The organism is Enterococcus sp. AZ091, from assembly GCF_051714805.1.
Taxonomy (GTDB): Bacteria; Bacillota; Bacilli; order Lactobacillales; family Enterococcaceae; genus Enterococcus_D; species Enterococcus_D gallinarum.
Genome location: NZ_JBIOSO010000001.1, coordinates 140,654 through 162,975 on the forward strand (window position 1 = coordinate 140,654; position 22,322 = coordinate 162,975).

The 22,322-nt window shown below is 42.8% G+C and carries 15 protein-coding genes; 5 read left to right on the top strand and 10 right to left on the bottom strand.

The window, feature by feature from the left end; all coding sequences use genetic code 11:
• Positions 1 to 177 precede the first annotated feature (177 nt).
• Together pnp and rpsO are read right to left on the bottom strand one after the other, a co-directional pair.
• Positions 178 to 2,295, bottom strand: a complete 2,118-nt coding sequence (pnp, locus tag IGJ28_RS00650) for a polyribonucleotide nucleotidyltransferase (RefSeq protein WP_041119857.1) — start codon at positions 2,293 to 2,295, stop codon at positions 178 to 180.
• Between the two features lie 444 nt (positions 2,296 to 2,739).
• Positions 2,740 to 3,009: a 30S ribosomal protein S15 gene (gene rpsO / locus IGJ28_RS00655; protein WP_003128628.1), complete on the bottom strand. Its 270-nt coding sequence runs from the start codon at positions 3,007 to 3,009 to the stop codon at positions 2,740 to 2,742.
• A gap of 217 nt (positions 3,010 to 3,226) precedes the next feature.
• Here rpsO and IGJ28_RS00660 point away from each other — a divergent pair, with 217 nt between their 5' ends.
• Positions 3,227 to 4,087 carry a MurR/RpiR family transcriptional regulator gene (locus tag IGJ28_RS00660; RefSeq protein WP_003128626.1) on the top strand — a complete coding sequence of 287 codons (861 nt, stop codon included), beginning with the start codon at positions 3,227 to 3,229 and terminating at the stop codon, positions 4,085 to 4,087.
• A 121-nt stretch (positions 4,088 to 4,208) separates the two neighbouring features.
• On the opposite strand, the gene IGJ28_RS00665 is transcribed toward IGJ28_RS00660, so the two are convergent.
• From IGJ28_RS00665 to IGJ28_RS00695, 7 genes are all read right to left on the bottom strand, one after another.
• Positions 4,209 to 5,603, bottom strand: coding sequence for a glycoside hydrolase family 1 protein (locus tag IGJ28_RS00665; protein ID WP_003128624.1), 1,395 nt, complete (start codon positions 5,601 to 5,603; stop codon positions 4,209 to 4,211).
• Positions 5,597 to 7,834 (bottom strand): glycoside hydrolase family 3 N-terminal domain-containing protein, encoded by a 2,238-nt coding sequence (locus IGJ28_RS00670; protein ID WP_438845083.1) that lies wholly within the window; start codon positions 7,832 to 7,834, stop codon positions 5,597 to 5,599. The genes IGJ28_RS00665 and IGJ28_RS00670 overlap by 7 nt, the downstream gene beginning before the upstream one ends.
• A 28-nt stretch (positions 7,835 to 7,862) precedes the next feature.
• Entirely contained in the window at positions 7,863 to 10,889 is a 3,027-nt protein-coding gene (locus IGJ28_RS00675) for an alpha-mannosidase (RefSeq protein WP_252712370.1), read from the bottom strand.
• A gap of 90 nt (positions 10,890 to 10,979) precedes the next feature.
• Positions 10,980 to 12,629, bottom strand: a complete 1,650-nt coding sequence (locus IGJ28_RS00680; RefSeq protein ID WP_103300339.1) for an extracellular solute-binding protein — start codon at positions 12,627 to 12,629, stop codon at positions 10,980 to 10,982.
• Between the two features lie 19 nt (positions 12,630 to 12,648).
• Positions 12,649 to 13,563, bottom strand: a complete 915-nt coding sequence (locus IGJ28_RS00685; protein WP_003128615.1) for a carbohydrate ABC transporter permease — start codon at positions 13,561 to 13,563, stop codon at positions 12,649 to 12,651.
• A gap of 15 nt (positions 13,564 to 13,578) precedes the next feature.
• The gene (locus IGJ28_RS00690; RefSeq protein ID WP_003128614.1) at positions 13,579 to 14,532 is read right to left on the bottom strand and encodes an ABC transporter permease; all 954 of its coding nucleotides are present in this window, start codon (positions 14,530 to 14,532) and stop codon (positions 13,579 to 13,581) included.
• Positions 14,533 to 14,610: 78 nt separating this feature from the next.
• A complete protein-coding gene (locus tag IGJ28_RS00695) occupies positions 14,611 to 15,954 on the bottom strand; it encodes an alpha-L-fucosidase (protein ID WP_252712369.1) in 1,344 nt (447 codons plus the stop codon).
• Positions 15,955 to 16,389: 435 nt separating this feature from the next.
• Between IGJ28_RS00695 and IGJ28_RS00700 the strand changes: the two genes are divergently transcribed.
• From IGJ28_RS00700 to IGJ28_RS00715, 4 genes are read left to right on the top strand one after another with little or no spacing between them, the layout of a single operon-like run.
• The gene (locus tag IGJ28_RS00700; RefSeq protein WP_003128609.1) at positions 16,390 to 17,016 is read left to right on the top strand and encodes a YesL family protein; all 627 of its coding nucleotides are present in this window, start codon (positions 16,390 to 16,392) and stop codon (positions 17,014 to 17,016) included.
• Positions 17,017 to 17,043: 27 nt separating this feature from the next.
• Positions 17,044 to 18,906, top strand: a complete 1,863-nt coding sequence (locus tag IGJ28_RS00705) for a beta-N-acetylhexosaminidase (RefSeq protein WP_003128608.1) — start codon at positions 17,044 to 17,046, stop codon at positions 18,904 to 18,906.
• A gap of 58 nt (positions 18,907 to 18,964) precedes the next feature.
• The gene (locus tag IGJ28_RS00710; RefSeq protein ID WP_060813083.1) at positions 18,965 to 19,450 is read left to right on the top strand and encodes a hypothetical protein; all 486 of its coding nucleotides are present in this window, start codon (positions 18,965 to 18,967) and stop codon (positions 19,448 to 19,450) included.
• An 11-nt stretch (positions 19,451 to 19,461) separates the two neighbouring features.
• Entirely contained in the window at positions 19,462 to 20,760 is a 1,299-nt protein-coding gene (locus IGJ28_RS00715; protein WP_003128606.1) for an alpha-L-fucosidase, read from the top strand.
• Between the two features lie 246 nt (positions 20,761 to 21,006).
• On the opposite strand, the gene IGJ28_RS00720 is transcribed toward IGJ28_RS00715, so the two are convergent.
• Entirely contained in the window at positions 21,007 to 22,296 is a 1,290-nt protein-coding gene (locus IGJ28_RS00720) for a family 20 glycosylhydrolase (RefSeq protein WP_438845084.1), read from the bottom strand.
• Between the last annotated feature and the right edge of the window lie 26 nt (positions 22,297 to 22,322).

Below are 22,322 nucleotides of genomic sequence, written 5' to 3' on the forward strand. Positions count from 1 at the left end.
CTATACGTTTTTTGAATTTTTGATTGCCCGACCTCTTTGAGTCAGTTTACCTTATTATCAGCGAAATGTCTGTGCCTTATGTCGTAAAAACCCCCCAGTAATCGAATCGATTACTGGGGGGTTGGACGTTGATTTACGTTTGCAAAATCTTCTCTTGCGGATAACTAGTTAAGAAAATTATTTTTTCTCTGCTTTATCGTCAGTCAATAATGCTTTGCGAGACAAATTGATCCGACCTTGTTTGTCGATCTCTGTGACTTTCACAAGAACTTCATCGCCTTCTTTGACAACATCTTCTACTTTGTTGACCCGTTCATTTGCAAGTTGAGAAATGTGAACTAACCCATCTTTGCCTTTGATCAAGTTGACAAAAGCGCCGAATTTTTCAACACGAACAACTTTCCCTAAATAAACTTCGCCAACTTTGACTTCTTTTGTTAGATCTTCAATGATCTTAATAGCTTTCTTGATCATTTCCGCATCAGAAGAAGCAATTGATACTTTTCCGTCTTGATCGATGTCGATCTTCACGCCTGTTTCATCAATGATGCCATTGATCGTGTCGCCACCTTTACCAATCACATCTTTGATTTTGGCTGGGTCGATTTGGATCATCTCGATCTTCGGTGCGTATGGACTCAATTCTTCCCGTGGTGCAGCAATAGTTGAAGTCAATTCATTTAAGATTTCCATCCGTGCTTTTTTCGCTTGCGATAGAGCTTCAGTTAAGATTTGCTCGGTGATTCCTTGGATCTTGATATCCATTTGTAAGGCTGTGATTCCATCTTTTGTTCCGGCAACTTTAAAGTCCATATCGCCTAAATGATCTTCCAATCCTTGGATGTCGGTCAAGATTGTATAGTTTTCGCCATCAGAGACAAGTCCCATCGCGATACCAGCAACAGGGGCTTTGATTGGAACACCAGCATCCATCAATGCCAATGTACCCGCACAAATACTTGCTTGTGAGGATGAACCATTGGATTCTAATACTTCTGCCACTAAACGGATTGTGTAAGGGAAATCCTCTTCACTTGGGATTACTTGCGCCAAGGCACGTTCACCTAAAGCGCCATGTCCGATCTCACGACGGCCTGGAGAACCGGCACGTCCTGTTGAACCAACTGAAAACTGCGGGAAATTATAGTGGTGGATGAACCGTTTTGATTCTTCTACCCCTAAACCATCAATGATTTGATGTTCACCCAATGGTGCCAATGTACAAGCAGATAATGCTTGCGTTTGCCCACGAGTGAATAGTCCTGAACCATGAACACGAGGCAACAGACCGACTTCTGAGGCTAATGGACGAATTTCATCCAATTTCCGGCCATCCGGACGAATTTTGTCGATCGTGATCAATTCACGGACAACATCTTTTTCAAGGTCTTCTGCGATTTGTTTCACTTCTTTTAGAAGCTGCGCTTCATCCTCATGACCCGCAAATTTTTCTGCATAAACTTCTTTAACTGTTTCTTTGACGTTGTCGATCTCGTCTTCACGAGCCAATTTTTCTTCGGTCATAACAGCCGTTTTCATTGTTTGATAGTAGCCATCGAAAATTTCTTTTTTCAAGTCAGCATCTACTTGAAGCAAAGTCACTTCCATTTTTGGTTTACCGACTGCTGCAACGATTTCTTCTTGGAAAGCAACTAATTCTTTGATTGCTTCAAAACCGAACAGCAAAGCGCCTAACATATCATCTTCAGAAACTTCTTTCGCTCCTGATTCTACCATGTTGATGGCTTTTTTCGTACCAGCAACCGTCAATTCGATATCTGTTTGCTCTGCTTGTTCAACGGTTGGATTCAACACATATTCCCCATTGACACGGCCAACTTCAACACCAGCGATTGGTCCGTCAAAAGGCACATCGGAAATAGACAACGCTAAAGAAGAGCCTAGCATTGCAGCCATTGCTGGTGAGCAATCTTGTTCCACACTCATGACAATATTTGTCACTTGGACTTCATTTCGGAAACCATCCGCAAACATTGGACGGATTGGACGGTCGATCAAACGAGCAGTCAATGTTGCTTCGGTACTTGGACGACCTTCACGTTTGATGAAACCACCAGGAACTTTCCCGACTGCGTACATTTTTTCTTCATAATTGATCGTTAAAGGGAAGAAGTCTGTATCTTTTGCTTCTTTTGAAGCAACGGCTGCACTAAGAACTACTGTATCGCCATAGCGGACGAGTACTGCGCCATTTGCTTGTTTGGCTAATTGGCCAACTTCAACTTGTAGCGGACGCCCGCCCCAAGTCGTTTTGAATACTTGTTTTTCTGTCATAATCTGCTCCTTTTTTTCTGAGCCAAGCAAGTCACTACTAAACAAATGAAAAAAGCGGATCGGTGCTTCCGCTGCTTTCATTTGGTTAGTAGGAAGCTGCTCGCCGTGTCTCAGAGATTCTTTTTTAGTTGCGGGTTTGATTCACCAGTCAAGTCCCGCTAATTGAGTTTGTTAAAAAGATGGGGCCACTATTATTAGTCGCCTAGTATATCATCTGCTCGTCTCCGCTTTCGCTTCGCTCACAGTTCTTATAAGTATTGCTAAGAAGAACTTGCATGTCTTGCTATAGCAAGACAGTCGCAGTGATTCCGCTCGGGTGACTACGCTCCTGATTAGTCGCCTAGTACTATTCATCATCTGCTCTGTGTGGCTTGTGCCGCCCAGTCGCAGTGATTCATAGCAAAAAAGTGAGATTCGGGTTGAACCTCACTTTTCTTTGTTTGATTAACGACGTAATCCTAAAGCTTGGATCAATTCGCGGTAACGTTGTACGTCTTTTTGACGTAGGTATGCTAATAAGTTACGACGGTGACCAACTTTTTTCATTAGGCCACGGTATGAATGGTGGTCTTTTTTGTGCATACGTGCATGTTCGTTCAAATGGTTGATTTCTTCTGTAAGAACAGCGATTTGAACTTCTGGAGAACCAGTATCTCCTTCATGACGAGCAAATTTGTTGATGATTTCGTTTTTGCGTTCTTTCGTAATTGCCATGTTTTTCACCTCTTTTTTCTTTTTTCACCTGCGACTGAGTAAAACGTTGGTGACTCGTTGAACCAAGTAACAGGTAGCGTGTATTCACACGTAATTACTTTACTTTATTCTACCTAAAAATGCAAGTTTCTTCGCTGAATCTTTTCATTTTAAAATGAAAGCAACACTCCAACTTATGGTATACTAAATCTAGAAATTTCTTAAAGCAGGTGACCTTATGAGCGTCCTTTCTCGCATTGAAAGTATCCAGAGCGAATTATCCAATTCCGAAAAAAAACTTTTTGATTACATCAAAAAAAATTCTGAAAAAGTTCCTTCGATGACTGCGAGTCAGTTGGCTCAAGCTACCGGGATCAGCGCCCCTACAGTTGTTCGTTTTGCAAAGAAAACAGGCTTTTCCAGCCTAACTGATCTTAAGATTCAGCTTTCTGCGGAATCTGGCTCCCGACAAACCCATGAGGAGATCATTGGCTATGCAGATGTTGCATTGAACGAATCTTTTCATGATATTACTGCGAAATTGAGCCATAATGCCCAAGTGACTATGCATGAGACTGCGGACCTTTTAGAAGAACAAGTAATGCTGGCAGCAGCGGACCTACTGAAAACCCGCAATCGGATCTTCGTATGTGGTATCGGTGCTTCCTCTTTGATTGCTCAAGATATCCAACAAAAATGGACTCGCTTAGGCAAAGTGGTTATTTTCGAAACCGACTATAATTCGCTGTTGCCTCAATTGATCAAACACGAAAAAGAATGTTTGCTCTGGGCTGTCTCAAACAGTGGTCAAACACCTGAAATCCTACACCTTGCGGAGTTTACGAAGGAGATGGGGATTCCAGTTCTATCTTTGACTCGCTTTGGCAGTAATTCCCTTTCGAAATTAGCAGATGTTCCGCTGCAAGTTTCCCGACCGAAAGAAGCCAATATGCGCAGTGCAGCAACCAACTCGATTATTGCTCATCTTTTGGCAGTTGATGTGCTGTTCTATGTCTTTTTGAGTAAAAATGAACAGCTGGCTCAAAATATCTACGAATCAAGACAGGCCATTGCTGACTATCGTCACAAATATCTCTGATCGTCAAATGCGCCTGCTAAATTCAGTGGTCGAAACTTAAGCATAAAATAAAATCAGTTGAAACACTCAAAGCATGCTCCAGAGGTCCAATCGTCCCTCTGAAGCATGCTTTATTTGCTGGCTAATCAGGTCCATTCCCTGAATCGATCCCATTGTCCTTTGCTACTTGCGCCATCCAAAAGCTCGACGCTTTTGGTGTTCGGGTATCATCTGTCAAATCTACTCGATAATACCCATAACGATTTTTATACGCATTCAGCCAGCTCCAACAATCGATAAATGTCCACATATGATAACCGAAGCAAGGGGCTCCTGCTTCGATCGCCCGCTGCAGTTCTTTGAGATGATCTGTTACAAATTCGATGCGATAGGTGTCATTAATCTCCCCCTCTTGCGTTGCGAAGCGTTCTTCTTGAGAAACCCCCATACCATTTTCAGAAATATACCAAGGAATCGTGCCATAGCTATTCTTTAGACGCATGGCAATGTCATAAATACCTTGCGGAAAGATTTCCCAACCGCGATGAGGGTTGATTTTTTTGTCCGGCCAATCATAGCCTCGAAAAAGATCCCTCGGCCCTGTGATTGGATCGTTCGGCGCAATCGGGGCTTGAACTCGTAATGGCTGGTAGTAATTGCAACCAATAAAGTCCACCGTATTTAAGGCAAAAAGTTCTCGGTCCCCCTCCTCTGTTACAGGAGCAAGACCTGACTTTTTCAGCATCGCGACTAATTTTTCTGGAAATCGTCCGAGGACTGTACAGTCTAAAAAACTGCGAATATAGAGTAAGTCTGCCCATTCAGCAGCTTCAAGATCAGCAGACTGCGGACTTTTCGGATAGACGGGCGATAAATTTAAGATAATCGCTATCTCTCCGTTAGGAATCGCAAGTTCGCGAAAAGCAGCTACTGCTTTTGCGTGAGCTAACAGTGTATGATAACCTACTTGGATCGCTCGTTTAAAATTATGAACTTTAGGCCAATGGGCATCCCCCATATATCCGCATTCAATATGAACTAAAGGTTCGTTGAATGTGGCCCATTTTTTGACAATGTCGCCAAATTGCTCAAAGGCGATACGAGCGTAAGCGGCAAAGTAATCTACCGATTCTCTGGCTTCCCAACCACCTCTTTCCATTAACCACCACGGCATATCAAAATGGAACAAATTGATGATAGGTTCGATTCCTTGATCGACCATTTCTTGAAAATAGGCACGATAGAAGGTGACTGCTTGAGGGTTGACCGTCTTTCCATCAGGTACTAGTCGTGTCCAAGCAATTGACGTCCGATAAGAGTTCAGATTCATGGCTTTCATCAGCGCCACATCTTCTCGAAAGTGTCGGTAGGTATTCGAAGTATCACTAGGTCCTACGTGATCATAGAACTTGTCTGGCTCCAATTCGAACCATTTATCCCAAGTTGAAGGGCTTTTGCCATCAATCGCCGCAGCGCCTTCCGTTTGAGGAGCAGAAGCAGCTGCTCCCCATAAAAATCCTTCCGGGAATTTTAACATGATTTCTCTCCTTTTCCATTTTCTTCTTGTTTCAATGGCTTCGTGAATACTTGTTTCTGATTGGCTGCTTCGACTTGGATGATAAAATCAGCTGGCAATTCATTTGGTGAAATGTTCAACCGTTTCAACGTTTCATAAGAAACTGTTAGAGAAAAGTCGACGGTGCTTTTGGCTGGCAAAAAGACTTTTTGAAAACCGCATAACACTTTGACACGCGGTAAGACCTGCTGTGAGTAATTGCGAAGGTACACTTGTACCACTTCAGCTCCTGCTATCGCCGAAAGATTCTCGATTGTTCCATTAATTTGGATTGCTTGCGGAGCATACTGCGCATGGATTCCCTTAAGCATAAATTCTGCATAGCTTAGACCATAACCAAACCCATAACGAGGGGTTCCTGAACAATCTGTGTAATCTCTCTGGAAAGCAGCCTCACGGTAGTTGTAATAAACTGGCAGCTGCCCATTTTCATCTGGAATAGAAACAGCTAGTTTCCCACTGGGATTCGTTTCGCCAAAAAGAATCCGAGCTAGCGCACTTCCGCCAAATTGCCCTGGATAACCTGCAAAAAGCAACGCATCAAAAGCGGTACTGACCTCACTTAACAGATGAGGACGGCCAGCAATGACAATACCGATCAGAGGTTTCTGAAATTTTTTCAATTCAGTAATCAATCGTTTTTGACATTCTGGCAATGCCAAAGACGCCAGATCGATATTTTCCCCACTGGTCATCTCCGCAGATCCTTGCAAGGCAGCTCCATTCTTATCAAAATCCGTCGAAAAGTCACGAATACTAGAGCCGCCAATCGTTAAAATGATTTGATCCGCTGTTGCTGCCGCTTGGCATGCGGCAGTCAGTTGCTCTTTGGTTCCTTCTGTGATGCCGCAGCCATCTGCTTGAATAAAAGTGGTTTCGGTCCCCTTGATTTCCAGCAACCCCTCCCACAGATTGCGGCACTCAGACAGTTCTTTGAAAGGAGTATAGTCCCCTAGCTGATGATAGCTGTTTTTGCTATGAGGACCAATAACAGCAATTGTTTGTCTTTGTTTCTTTAACGGTAAGACCTGCTCATTTTTCAACAAAACGATGGCTTCTTCTGCTAAACGAGTTGCACTTTCTTGAAACTGCTTTTGATCCGGAACGGACACCGTAGGCACCGGTTCGTCAAAAAGTCCTAACTGCTCTTTCAGTTTCAGAACGCGCATCACGGATTGATCAATGGTTTCTTGCTTAATCAACCCATGATCAACAGCAGCTTCCAACTGAGGGAAAACATTGTCCCATAAACTGATGTCTACGCCGCTGTTCATGGCCCGGGCTGCCGCTTCTGGTTTGTTTCCTAGCCAATCCGCTAAACGGTCCAACGCACAACCATCTGCCATCACAATTCCTGCAAAGCTGGCTTCCTCTCGCAAAATCTCTTGAAGTAAGCGAGGGTTCGCGTGACAAGGGACACCATCCCAATCATTATAAGCAGCCATGCACCCTAGTGCCCCTGCCTGAATTCCCGCCAGCATAGCGGGTAAATGAATCTCTCGCAATTCTTGCTCCCCAATATTGACTGGTCCTGCATTGTGCCCGCCCATACTTGAACCTTGAGCTGCAAAATGTTTTAACACGGCCAGTACATGGGTTGTCGGTTCATGACCAAGTATTTCCCCTTGCATTCCCTTGACCGCAGCTTGCGTAAAACAACTGGCTAAGTAGGGATCTTCACTGAAACATTCCTCGGTTCGTCCCCACCTAGGATCTCGTACGATATCCAAGGTAGAGATCAGCCCAACTTGTGCCCCTTTAGCTCGTAACTCTTGTGCCACGAACGTCTGCACGCTCTGATAAAGATCAGGATTCCAACTAGCCCCTGTACTGAAATTGACCGGCAGTGTTGTTGCTGCTAATCCTTGATGACCATGAGGACATTCTTCTGTCAAAAAAGCTGGGATTCCAAGACGAGTATGTTCTTTTAAATAGTCCTGAATCATCCGGCTGACTTCCCGTGATTCTTCCACCGAGAGACCCGTTGTTGCGTCCTTGCCCGACCAAGGATCTGCTCGGAAAACGCCGTAGATCCAGCCAATCGAGCCAAAGCGAGCAACTTCCGACTTGAAGTAGTCTGTCAAATAAAGTTTTCCTTCCTTTTTCTGATAAACTTGCCAGCCATACAATCGCTGATTCAACTGGCCGATTTTTTCTTTTAGGGACATCTTCTTTACAATTTCTTCGATCATTTTAAACTCCTATCATCAAAAATGCCGATTAGTCAAAATAGACCTTGACCGTTTGAATTTCATAAGGGTTGAAAGGAATCACCACTTGGTGGCACACGCCCGTGACCACTAACCCCTGCTGTTCCTCTTCCAATAAATTCGTTAGCACTGCTCGTTTGATTTTTTTAGCTGCGGTCAAGCGGCATGTCGTTTTGCGATTGTGGTATTCATACAAACGTACCACGATGGCTTCATCTGCTTCAGCCTTTTTGACCGAATCGATCAGCACATTATTGTGATCCACTTGTAAAAAAGATTGCTCTTGCTGCTGATCAAAATCTGCCAATACATATGCTGGTACATTGAGTGCCAACGCTTCTTCCATCGTTTGTCCTTTCTTCCAGTCACCTTCATGAACATAGAGAGAATAGGTAAACGAATGAAGTCCTTGATCTGCTTCTGGATAGGGATCAGTCGCCGACTTGATAAGAGAGAGACCAATTTTTTGGTAAGCTGTGCTGAATCCGTATTTACAATCCGTCAACACACTGACGCCATAACCATCTTCAGACAAGTCGACCCATTTTTGCCCACAACTCTCAAAACGTGCCAAATCCCAAGTGGTATTTTTGTGGATGGCGCGTTTGACATTCCCAAATTGGATATCGAAAGTGGCATCTAGCGTATTGACGGCAATTGGCAACTGCGCCTTCAATAAAAGATGATGCTGATGCCAATCGACCGTTGTCTCAAAGTCGATCCTGCCGGTTCCATGATAGAAATGGATCAGCTGAATGATCGTTGATTGCTCAAACGTCCGTTTGATACGGATCGTGTCACGAATCTCGCCTTGCTCGACGATTGATGCGTCAGTCACATCCTCTACTGGATAAGCTTTACGATCGTAGTAGATGTCTATATCCCACGCATCATAATCCATCGGTAAGTCTTCATAGGCAATCAATTGATTCATCACTTCTCCTGCTGGCAAGACCTCTCGCTGGTGTCTTTTGTCAAAAAGAGCAGTCATTTCATATGCCGCGTTAAATGTTACGACAAAGTCGGTCGTTTCCAGTTGACGAGTCAGCGGAACACACTCTTGTTCTACTGGTTCTGAGATAGTCTCCCTCAACGTTAGGGGCCGCAGACCTAAGCTAGGGACTTGCGGAACTTTGACCAGCAAACAACCATCTTCGGTTCGCTGTGTCAGATAATCTTCTTGAATCGCCGGACTATCAACTTTGATTACGGCATCACGAGTAAAGCCTAATGGATTATAGACCACCTGATGATTTGCATCACTGGCGGTTCCTCCTGCCACGAGGGACTGGATCAATTGCTCGCCTTCTTCAAAAAGAGCAGCATACTCTTCTTCTGTCTGCTGGTACACTTCGCCAATCGAACTTCCTGGCAAAATATCGTGAAATTGATTGAACAACAATTTTTTCCAGAGCCTTTCGAGGAGCTCTTGCGGATACGCTTCGCTTCGATAGGCACTGTAAAGCTTCTCAATAGTTTGCAATAAAAATTCGCCTTTGCGATTGGCTTTCTTATTTTTACCGATGGAGGTCAGTGTCCCACGATGGTACTCAAAATAGAGTTCGCCAAACCAGACCGGGGCTTCTGAATGAGCAAAAGCTGCGGCTAATCGGTCAAAAAATTTGCCCGCATGATCGCCAGTGATCACTGGCATCTGAGGGAGTGGTTTTGATAACCGCTGTTTTGTCTCCAGCATCTCTCTAGTGGGTCCGCCGCCGCCGTCTCCATAGCCATATGCAATCAAGATCTCATCATGCTGATCTTTTTGTTGGTACCGTTCAAAGCTGCCTTTGACTGTATAAGGGTCTAAAAGCCCATTGTAAGTGGTGTAGTAGGGTCTTGGACTGTAGCCTTCACTGATCGTTGTAATAAAGTGAGTCAAAACTCTGCTGCCATCGATTCCTTGCCAGTAAAACGAATCATAAGGAATCTGATTGAATTGATTCCAAGACAATTTAGTTGTCATGAAATAAGGTGTATTGGTCTTTTGCAAGATCTGTGGCAATGCGGCGGAATAGCCAAAAACATCAGGCAGCCACAAAATCTGACTCTCATGATCAAACTCTTCTTTGATAAAGCGTTTGCCGTATAAAATCTGCCTTACCAATGATTCACCGGAGGTCAAGTTGCAATCTGCTTCTACCCACATAGCACCTTCTACTTCCCAGCGTCCAGATTTAATCTTCTCTTTGATTGCCTGATATAACTCAGGATATTGTTCTTTGATCGCTTGATATAACTGGGGTTGGCTTTGGAGAAACGTATATTCAGGGTATTCATCCATCAATTTTAATACGGTCTGAAAACTGCGTTCTCCTTTTTCAACCGCTTGCTGTGCCGTCCAAAGCCATGCCAGATCGATGTGGGTATGCCCGACTGCGGTCACTTTTTGACGAATCTCTTGGCTGTAACACGCTTGCAGACATTCTTGCGCGTTTGTGAGGCCTTCATAGAATCGCGGCGTATAGGGGGCTCGAAAATCTAATGCATTGGCAGCTTGTGACAGACAGCTTTGATAGATTTGTTCTTCTCCGCCAAATTTCCTAATGGCACGCCAACTGTCAAAAATCGTCGAGAAATCAAACCAGACTTGCTCAACGATAGGATCGATCGCCAATAGATTCACGTAAAGCGGAAACTTCTTCTCTTCTCGTCCCGAAAAAATATCGATCTGTAAGGCTATTGTTCCTGTTAGCTCCGAGGGATCCAACCGCACTTCTCGATGGTTGACATCAATTGCCTGAATGTAATTCCCATTCAAGAACACTTTCATTTGCGGATTTGTCGTATTGTCCCATTCAGAGAGCGAAGAATAGACTTGCAAAGCAACCGACATCTCTTTCCAGTCTTCCGGTAGTTCAAAAGTTCCTTTCATTGTGTAATAACAATTCTTTTCTCCAAAAAAAGTTCCTTGCACATAGGGTGCCCAGTTTTCTTGCTTTAACTGCAAGTCATTAACAGGCACCTGATAGCGAATCCGGTAATTCTTTAATTGAAATAAAATCTTACGGATACGTTCAAATTCAAATAACTGCACGCTGTATTCTCTCCTTTACTCGGTTTCTGAGGAGGAAAAAAGCGGGTAGACAAGAAATTGTCCAAGCCCGCTTCTCCTATTGCCGTGACTCTAGTTCTCTTTCCAACGATCATATGCTGTTTGGTAAACGGAAATGTAGTCATCGATCCCCATGGACTCGATCGTCGAAACATATTTATCCCAATTACTGATTGGCTCGACACCCGTAATGAATTTGGCTTCCATTTGTTCGACATACGTTGTCAAGTCAGTAGCCGTAGCAGCCACTTTATCATTTTCTTCTACAGTCAGATAAAGTAATGGAAATGGTACTTCCGCAATGTCATCCATCTTATCTGCTGTTTCTTTGGCCACCCAGTCACTGAAACGAGTATCAGGTTGTTCATCCGCGGATTTCAAGATTTGATATTCACCTGTCGTATCGATAACAATGTTCGGTGTTGTCAACCCGTATGCTGGTGTGATCTTGCCACGTTCATCTTCTGTATTTTCTGTATCAATGCCTTCTGCATAAACTCGTACTTTTTGGCCGTCAGCATTTTCTTTGTACTCCCAAAGAACGCCTTCAGGTCCTTGTTCGATATATTTCGTACCTTCTTCAGAATAGAAGTAATCCACCCAGCGCATCGAAGCTTCCGGCGATGGATTGACATTTGTGATGGCAAAGGTGCCTCGAGAAATTCGTGGACTTCCTGGAATCACTGCTTCTGGCGACCATTTTGAAGTCAATGGTTGGAACATGGCATCGTTCATCGCTTCAATCTCGCTGCGGCCTGTCGTAAAGAAGCTGAAGTAATCGGCGAACAAGCCCAACTGATCATTTTGTCCTTTTGCTTTTTTCTGTTCATCAGATTGGCCATAAACTTCCGCATCCAACAAACCTTCACTATACAATTTGTTCATATACTCAAGGAATGCTTTATAGTTTTCCGAGATTGGTGTATAAGAAACCACATCATCATCTACTTGAACGCCTCGTGTCCGTAACCCAAAAGCTGCCATCAGCCATACCCTTGTTGAATTCATATCGACATCGGTCAAAGGAATCTCATCGGCTTTGCCATTACCATTGGGATCTTCGTTCTTGAATCGTGTCAGCAAATCATACAATTCATCCGTTGTCTTTGGCAGTTCCTTGACATCCAACTTATCTAGCCACGTTCCGTTGTACCACATCGGACCTTGCCACCAAATAGATGTCGCATTTCTCGAAATCATCGGCAATGAATAAATATGGCCATCTGGTGTGGTGATCGATTTTAAGATGGACGGATCTTCTTGGGTCAATGCATAAAGATTAGGCATAATTTCCGGCGTGATATATTCTTCTAACGGCAGCAGAATTCCTTGGGAACCATAATCGATCTCCATTGAAGAAGTGAGCGAATTCGATCCTGCGCCATAAACGATATCCGGCAGATCCCCTGAAGCAAATGCTAAGTTCAACTTGGTACTAAAGTCAGCAGAAGGGGGTGTTGTATAAGTCAGTTTGATTCCTGTTTTTTCTTGATAATCCTGCAGCGTCGGCATATCTTCCCATTCTGCCATACCTACTCCTGGCGCCATAATGTTCAGCGTCAGTTCTTCGCCTTCTTTAATGATTGGAAATTGGCTGTCATGATTGATGGCTACCCCTTCATTTTCTCCTGTTGTTTCCTTTTTTGTGTTCCCGCACCCACTGAGTAAAAGCGCACTGCACAAAAACACCCCTGTTACTCCTAAAATTTTTTTCATTCCCATCTTCTTCCTCCTCTATGTTTTATCCTTTAATTGATCCTACCATCATGCCTTTGACAAAATATTTCTGCAAAAATGGATAGACAATAATGACCGGTAATGATGAAACGATCATGACACCGTATTTGATGACCTCTGCTAACTGTTGCTTGCTGTATAACATACTGGCCATTTCGGAAGTCACATTGCTGACAGTATTTGATGACATATCTTGTAAAATCAAAATTTCCCGTAAAATCATTTGTAATGGATACATTGATTTATCTGACAGATAGATCAATGCGCTGAAGAAACTGTTCCAGTGTCCTACCCCGTAAAAAAGTGCCATAACTGCAATGATTGGCGTAGATAAAGGCAGTACGATCTGCATGAATAAGCGAAAATCCGAGCAGCCATCCACGATTGCCGCTTCTTCCATCTCTCTTGGGATCGTCGTTTGAAAAAAGGTCCGCGTAACGACCACATTATAGACAGAGACAGCTCCTGGGATAACCAAAGCCCAAACCGTATTCAACATCCCTAAGCTGCGGATCAGTAAATAGCTAGGGATTAAGCCCCCAGAAAGAAACATTGTCACTAGCATGAAATTGGTAAAAGCTCTTCTGCCATAGAAATCATCTCTGGAGAGTGCATAAGCACAAGGCAGTGTCACCAACAAATTGATGGATGTTCCTAAAACAGTGTAATAGATCGTATTTAAGTAGCCACGCCAGATGCTGCTATTGCCTAAGAGAGTTCGATAGCCTTCAAAGGTGACCCCTTTTGGCAATAACCACATTTCCCCCGAGTTGACTAAATGAGGATTTGAAATCGACGCACTAACGATATAGATCAATGGATAGAGAACGATTAGTAATGCTATGGCTAAAAAGAAATAAACAAAAACCAAAAAGATTTTATCTGCACGTGTATCTTTCACTAATGAAGTTGTTTTCATTCCTATACCACCTTTCTATAAGAGACTCGAATCGCTCAGCCGTTTCGCAATCCCGTTGACTAAAATCAAGAGAATTGAATTGATTAACGAGTTGAATAACCCAACAGCTGCTGCAAAACTATATTGTGCATCTAAAAGCCCTTGCTGATAAACGAAGGTTGCAATGACATTCGATGATTCCATATTCAATGGGTTTTGCATCAAAATGATTTTTTCGAATCCCACCGACATCAAACTACCAAAACTCATGATCAGTAAAATCACCATGGTCGGCATTATCGTTGGAATATTGATATACCAAACTCTTTGGAGCCGAGAAGCACCATCGATGGTGGCAGCTTCATGCAGCTGAGTATCCACTCCAGACAATGCTGCCAAGTAAATAACCGATCCCCAGCCTGTGCCTTGCCAGACGCCTGATAATACATAGATTGTTTTGAACCACCGCGGTTCAGTCATAAAATTGATTCTTCCCACGCCGATAAAATCTAGAAAGTGATTGATGATCCCAGTGGAAGGAGACAGAAATGCAATAACCATTCCGACCATTACCACTACTGCGATAAAGTTTGGGGCATACGTGACTGTCTGGGTAATTTTTTTGAATGGACCATCCTTGATTTCATTCAAAGCCAGTGCAAGGATGATCGGTAGCGGAAATCCGACGATCAAAGAGTACAAACTGATACCTAATGTATTTTTCATTAGATCCCAGAAGTAATAAGAATCAAAAAAGCGTTGAAAATGTTTGAACCCTACCCAAGGACTTTCGAATATTCCCAAAGAAGGCATATAGTCTTTAAAGGCGATGATCACACCATACATCGGCCCATAAGAAAAAATCAGAATAATCAAAAAAGCAGGCAGGACAAACAAATATAACTGTCGACTCTTTTTTAATTTAGTCTTCATTTCTTTGATTTTACTTTTTGATGCTGACACAGGCTCTCTGATCGTTGTTGTTTCCATTCATACTCCTCCTTGTGTTTTTGGTTTGTATACTAAATATGAAATGAATTCGCTTTCAAAGAAATGTGTATTTTTTCTTCAATGTGTAGAAATGCGAATGCCAACTGCTCCAAGTTCGGGCTGATGCACTTCTGATGAAGCAATATAGGCGTTTTCACCCGTTCCATGAATCGTCAGTGATTGATTGGTTGCTAAATCTGTGATCACGGATTTTTCATCTGCATGGATCTCCTTCAGAAAAATTCGCGGCTGCAAATTTGTTGTGATACTGCGAAAGGCATAATGTGTTTTTTGATCTTTGCTATAGGTAAGATGCCAATTCTCCGTCCACGCTTCTGGTCTAGCTCGGGTCTCGTAAATGCCTTCCCCATATTGTTCCAACCAATCACCCACTTCAAGCAGACGCTGGGTCTCTTCTTTCGTGAAAGTTCCTTCTGGTGTTGGACCCACTCCTAAAATTAAGTTTCCGCCTTTACTGACGACATCGATTAATGTATCGACTAACTCTTGGCTGCTTTTAAAGATGTCATGGGGAACATAGCCCCAGTCATTGCCTATAGGTATATTACTCTCCCAAACTTTTGTTGGGATTTCTTCTAAAGAAGGAATCTTGCGTTCTGGCGTCACATAATTCTCATGTCTGCCGCCCATCATGCGATCAACAATGATCAATTCTGGCTGGTTTCGCCGGGCAATCTCCGCTAAGCGATCCATCTGCAAATCTTCTTTCCCCTGCCCACACCAGCCGGCATCTAGCCATAGCAAATCCACTTTTCCATAGTTGCCAGTGATTTCATGAATTTGTCGATGAACAAAATCCACATACCGCGACCAGATTTCTGGCTGTTCTAATGGATCATAACTTGCGTGACGCCCTTTGATCGTTTCATCATCCAGCCAATAAAACGGTGAGTACCAGTCCGCCTTAGAATAATAAGCCCCAGTAGCAATACCCGCTTGCTGGAACGAGGCAAAAACTTCTTTTAGGATATCTCGTTTAAAAGGACTCAATTTACCGCCAATTTTGAATTCTGACTCCAGCGTATTGAAGAGATTAAAGCCGTCATGGTGTTTCGTTGTGAACAAACAATACTTGAAGCCAGCTTTTTTACACGTTTCAGCCCACTGATCAGTATCTAATTCTATCGGTGCAAACGCTTTGATCAGTTGCCAATAATCAAGACGCAATGTGTTGATATCTTCTCGATAAGCTTTATTTTCCCTTGCCCATTCATCTTTTTCTGATAGTTGCCATGATTCAACGATACCCGCTTGTGCGTATAAGCCATAATGGAAAATTACCCCAAATTTTAAATCTTGGAACCATTCCAAACGCTTCGCCAGCATCTCTGACTCAGGGTACCAACGATCATCCTGCTTACTGTTTTTCGCAGACTCAATGTCCCCACGAATTGTTGTCAATTTATCCAACCCCTTTCGCCACTAATCTAACGAGAAAATAAAGCGCTATCAATATGTAGTTTCAGCAGCTATGTCAAACTTTATTTTTTTGTAACAAAAGAGCACTCTTTTAAGAAACATACCACTTCAATTGAAGTTTTAGCTTACGGTATCAGACGCCATGTTCACTCTAGCAATTTCGCCTTTCTCATTTGTAAGAAAACTGCGGGCTAGCGCTCCTCGTTGTACTTTTCTCTTTATCTAGAAAACTTGCTCCTGCGGGCTGGCGCTCCTCGTCGCAATCGAATGTTTTCAAAAGATAGCTTTAGGAGGGTGTATGTATTAGCTAGTTCGGCTATGTAATTTTTTGAATACGCTTTCTAAAAGGTCCATTTCTTGCTACTATTTGGCTAGTAGTGTTCTACTTTTTATCAATTAGTTAAAAGAGGTGTGTCCATGAAACAATCACGAGGGTTATTTGATCTATCTTACCGTTTGGGTGATTATTTGCTGATGGTGATTCGATTGCATTTTTTGTGGTTCTTTTTTGTCCTACGGGGCGGAATCATTTTTGGCTTCTTTCCAGCGACGGCTACTGTTATTCGCTATTTCTTTGAATTATTTGCAAAAAAACCACTGCCTGCCGAACTTTATAGTTGGTTCAAACAACAAACAGCCAAAAATTTTTGGCGTAGTAATCAACTAGGTTTGCTGCAAATGGCGATCTTGCTGCTGCTATGGATCGAGCTGCGGATCTCCAGTACATTCTTGCAAAATGCCTTTCTCCATTTCGGATTGACGGTACTCTTTATCAGCGGTTTGCTCATCAGCTTTTATTTGCTGCCGGTCTTTGTCCGCTACCATCTTCCTTTTTGGGTCTATTTCAGGAATGCGTTTCTTTTAATGATCGTTAGTGTGCCACAAACGATTGCCATGATCTTAGGTGTGTTTTTGGTTACATTCGCCGCTACCTTTTTGCCGATTTTGTTATTCATTGCCTTCATCCCTTTGCTTCTCTGGCCAATCAGTTGGTTCGCCTATCAAGCGATCCAAAAAACAGAGTTGCTAACAAATGAACACTGACGATTTTTTACTAAAGGAGAGTGAATCATGGAGATAAAGATTGTCACCAACGAAAACGTCGCCGCTTTTTTTCAAATCGTTGCTCCTGAACTTGGCTTGTCACTATCAGAAACCGGCAAACCGCTTGAATTGATCCGCCGAAAAGGATCATTGAAAATCATTTCCAATACAGAAAAAGCCACGATTTACTATCAGGAAAAAGCCCATTTATTTCGAGGGCTCCTTCTATGGATGCAAGCAGATACCGATTTTGTCCACGAAGAGACTCCGCAATTTGACCAAATCGGTCCTATGATCGATTTATCTCGAAATGCAGTACTGACAGTACCTCAGTTGAAACGTTTCATTTTGTTGAGCAGCAAAATGGGGCTCAACAGTCTCATGCTATATATGGAAGATACTTACGAAATTCCTGAATATCCTTATTTTGGTCATTTGCGAGGGAGATACAGTCAATCTGACTTGCGGGAATTGGACCATTACGCTGACCAATTAGGCGTTACATTAGTTCCTGCGATCCAAACACTCGCTCATTTGACAAATCCATTAAAGTGGCATTTTGCCAAAGAGATACGTGACACGGAAGACATTCTGCTAGTTGGTGAGCCCAAAACTTACATTTTTCTTGAAGCCGCTCTTCGTTCCATTCGCAGCTGCTTCAAAACAAATAAAATCCATATTGGTATGGATGAAGCACACCAATTAGGAAAAGGCCGTTACCTCGAACACAATGGTTTAGAAGATCGCTTTGCCATCATGATTAAACATTTAAAACACGTCATCACTCTCTGTGAACAGCTACAATTAGAACCCATGATGTGGAGTGACATGTTCTTTCGGATTGGTTCTCCAACAGGCGATTACTATGATCCAGCAGTCGTCATTCCTCCAGAAGTCATTCAGCAAATTCCAGCAGTCAACATGGTGTACTGGGATTATTATCATCATGATTTTCAAACGTATCAACGACTGTTTGCTGAACATAAAAAGCTAAACCAACCCACAGTATTTGCTGGCGGTATTTGGACATGGAATGGACTGGCACCCAATTATGGCAAAACCATCGCTACAATGGAGCAAGCATTAAGAAGTGCCAAAGCAAATGGCATCACTGAAGTCTATGCTACCTTATGGGGAGATGACGGCGCAGAGACCCCGATGATTGCCAGCTTGTTAGGTCTACAATTATTTAGCGAGGCCCAGTTTTATGCCACGCCATCGCGGGAGATAGTCACAGATCACTTGAAACTATTTCATGGATCACAAGCAGAAGATTTTCTTTTGCTGGATCTTTTTGACCAAACTCCCGGTGTTGCTGCCGAAAATCCTTCTGGATCAAATCCAAGTAAATTATTGCTTTATCAAGATATTCTTTATGGCCTTTATGAAAAGACATTCAGAGAGGTGCCATTGACCCAACATTATGAGGAACTGGCCCAACGATTGGCCGCAGTCACGGGGACACAGGACACACAACGGATGTTCCGCTTTTATCACCAATTAGCGGTGGTACTAGCTTTGAAAGCTTCTTTGAGTCCCTGGATCTCAGAAGCCTATCATGAAAAAAAACGTGAGAACCTTCAAAAAGCCCTTGAGATGATTCAGCACTATCAGCAGGAATTACAACACTTGCATCAATCTCATCGAGATCTGTGGTTTGAATGGAACCGCCCCTTTGGGTTTGAAGTGATCGATCTTCGCTACGGCGCTCTATCTAAACGTGCCGAGATGGCACAATGGCGTTTGCAGAACTATTTGGATGGTCACATCACTAGATTACCAGAACTAGAGATGCCACTGTTGCCAGTAGATGATCCCTCAAGTGTCGGCAGTTTGGGAAGAAATCTTTTCCATGGCATTTATAGTGCCAGCAAGATATCTGATGTATAAGTACAAAAAAAGTACAAAAAAAGTACAAAAAATAGTGCAGAAAACAAGGAGGATTTGCATGAAAAAAAAGAGTTATCCCTTATTTTTCGTTGGTTTACTTTTCATTTGCGGTCTATTTTTTTATCAACAGACAACTTCTCGTTCAGCAGAAACCACTGTAGCGCGTTTGCAAGTTACAGGAGCCGTTACAGATTCTTCTGCAGCACAAGCGTGTCTGACCGTACTAAAGCAAAACCTGCAGGCAGCCACCCAGAAAGACGTTGAGGGCTACACAGCGACCCTTGTTACTTCTGCAAGAGAATCTACGGCAAAGGAAATGCACGCTTTTTTTGCGAAATATGATTTGACTCATGAACTCTTGTCTTTTGAAGTTGTCAAACAAGAAGCAGACTCCATGCTGGTAGCTGCACAGCAAAAAACAGTGAACCAAGGACAGAATGACTATCGCGACCATATTACCCAAGCCCATCATACCTTTGTGCTCGAGAATGGGCAGTGGAAGATTAAAGAAACGGTTATGACAAACACCGAATTCATTGATTAAGGAGTATCTCTATGAAAACATTTCAGAATTGGCCTGATCATTACCCCGATCCTAGCTGGTTTATTCATGATCGGTTTGGGTTGTTCATTCATTTTGGCTTATTTAGTATTGGTGCACGCCACGAATGGTTTATGACCACCGAAGAAATTGCCCCCGAAACTTATCGAGAAACTTATTTCGACCAATTTAATCCCAATTTATTTGATGCTGCTGTTTGGGCCCAAACAGCTAAAGATTGCGGTGTTCAATATATAGTCTTTACTACGAAACATCATGAAGGGTTCGCCCTATGGGATAGTGAATGGACCGATTATAAAGTCACCAATACACCCTTTAAGCGAGATTTACTCGCAGAATTATTGCCTGCGTTTCGTGATGTGGGAATCAAAATCGGACTCTATCATTCGCTGATTGACTGGTACCACCCTCATTTTACGATTGATGGATTGCATCCTCAAAGAAGTGACTTAGCCGCTCGAGAGTCCAATTCTCAACGGGATATGCTTATTTATCAAGATTTCATTGCTGGTCAAGTGACCGAACTATTGACTCAGTATGGCAGGATCGATTATATGTGGTTCGACTTTCCTTACAGTCATCGTGATTGGGGCTGGTCTAAAGGAAAAGGAGCAGAAGACTGGGACAGTTCGCGACTGGAAAAAATCTGTCGGACACTCCAACCGGATATGCTGATCAATGATCGCTTGGAACTTGGTCGGGGAATTACCACCCCTGAACAATTTCAACCAGAAAAACCACTGGAAAAAGACGGTTTACCTGTTCTTTGGGAAGCCTGTCAGACAATGTACGGGACTTGGGGCTATGATCGCGATGCGTTGGAATGGAAATCAAGTGATATGTTGGTGAAAATGTTGATCGATACGGTTTCAAAAGGGGGTAATTTTTTATTGAACATTGGTCCTAATCCCCGAGGAGAGATCGACCCGCGGGCAGTCAAACGAATGCAGGCGATTGGTGCATGGATACGGCTGCATAAAGAAGCTATCATCGATTGTGGTCCTAGTAAATACCCGGTACCTAAAGATTGTCGTTATACTCAAAATGGCAAGAAACTCTATTTGCATGTATATAGTTATCCCTTCAAACATATTCATTTGCCGGAAATTGCTGATCAAGTTCGCTTTATCCGCTTCTTGCATGATGGCTCTGAAATTTTTTATCGTGGCTTTGATCCTAATGAAGTCATCACTTCTACGGAAGCTGTCATTGCTCCTAATGATCTAGTCGTCACGCTGCCGGTAGTGCCACCTAATGTTCTCATTCCAGTCCTTGAGATTACATTGAAGTGAAAAGAGTAGAACAAAGAATACCGTAAAGCGCTAGACAATATCTCTAGCAAATAGACGGCAGACAGTAAATCTTCCTCGCAAACCCACGACGAAGATTCACTAGACTGCCGTCTACTATTTAAGTACTTGCTTTAAATACTCGCTTTAGATACTTGCTTGAGGTATTCTCTCCATGTATTCTTCTTAGGAATCTCTTCTTATCGTCCACTTTAAAACAAGTCACGTTTTCCTAGAGAACGTTTCGCTTTACTGCTTAGTCAACAACGACTGCCATTTCTGAAATAGTTGGCTAAAGGTTTCTTTCCCTGGATCTGTTTCTTCATAAACTTTTAGGCTAATGATAGCTTGCAGCCAAAAAGCTTCTGTGATCACTGCCGCACCTTCTTTTGCATCTGGGATATCTGCCCAAATCGCTAATGCGATCGCTGGGGTTTGTGCTAGTTGTTCTTGGGTCACTTGCTGTCCGTTGGCAAAAGTCGTTAATGTAAACTCATCGCTTATTTTTTCATAGGTCGGATACGTATACCCTGCAGCTTCACCTACTACATAATAAAAGAAATTGTCATTGTGATTGATCACAGAATAGCCTTTGTCAAAATAAAGAGCGACTGGTGCCATATTTTGATTCCAGCGTGTCCAATAGGAAATCTCACAGTTTTTCGTTAAGGAAAGCTTTTCCTTTCGATTCAAACGATAAAACCCATCATTCCATACACGAACAACAAAACCTAAGTCAGTCACATAGTCCACCAAATCATTCACATACGCAATGAATACTTCAATCCCACTTGCTTCTGGTCCATATGCTTCTTTGGCAGCTTCAACTAAAGTCGGAAACTCTTCTAGACGGTCAAAATCAACAAATTCATCTGCACCAATATGGAAATAATGGCTGTCTACAAATAGCTCTGCGTATTCTTTGTAGATCTCTCGGATGAAAGCAACAGCTTCTTGGTCAAGAATGTTCAATGCCCTAGCATCGACCCCACCAGTCGCGTTAGGTAAACACCATTTGGGATGGGTGGCTAAGACTTGCTTGAGATGTCCTGGGGAGTCAAAATCAGGAATGATCTCGATACCGTAACCTTTGGCATATGTGATTAGTTCTCGGATCTCTGTTTTTGTTAAATGTTCGGTTGATACAATCTCCGGAAAACGTTCAGACTCGATTCGAAATCCTTCATTTTCTGAAAAATGGACTTGCAAATGCGTGAACTGAAAAAAAGCCATACTGTGAACGAGTGCTTTTAGTTCTTTTAAGGAAAAATATTTGCGGCCAATATCGATCATTAGGCAGCGCTCCTTGATTTGGGCGGTGTAGCTGTTTTTTTGTTGTTTCTTCGTCACTTGATTCAAATAGTAGGTTGTCAGACCATAAAATAATTGCTGGGGATCTTTCGCAGTAATCGTTTTTTGTTCCTCATCAAGAATAAAATCTGCCGTTAGTGCAGGTTCGATCTTAATTTTTGGTTCCTCTTCTAATGAGACACCAATAGAAGTATAAAGTTCTCTCGCTTTTTGAGTCATTTCTTTCATTGTCACATTTCCCTTCATTTTTCGCA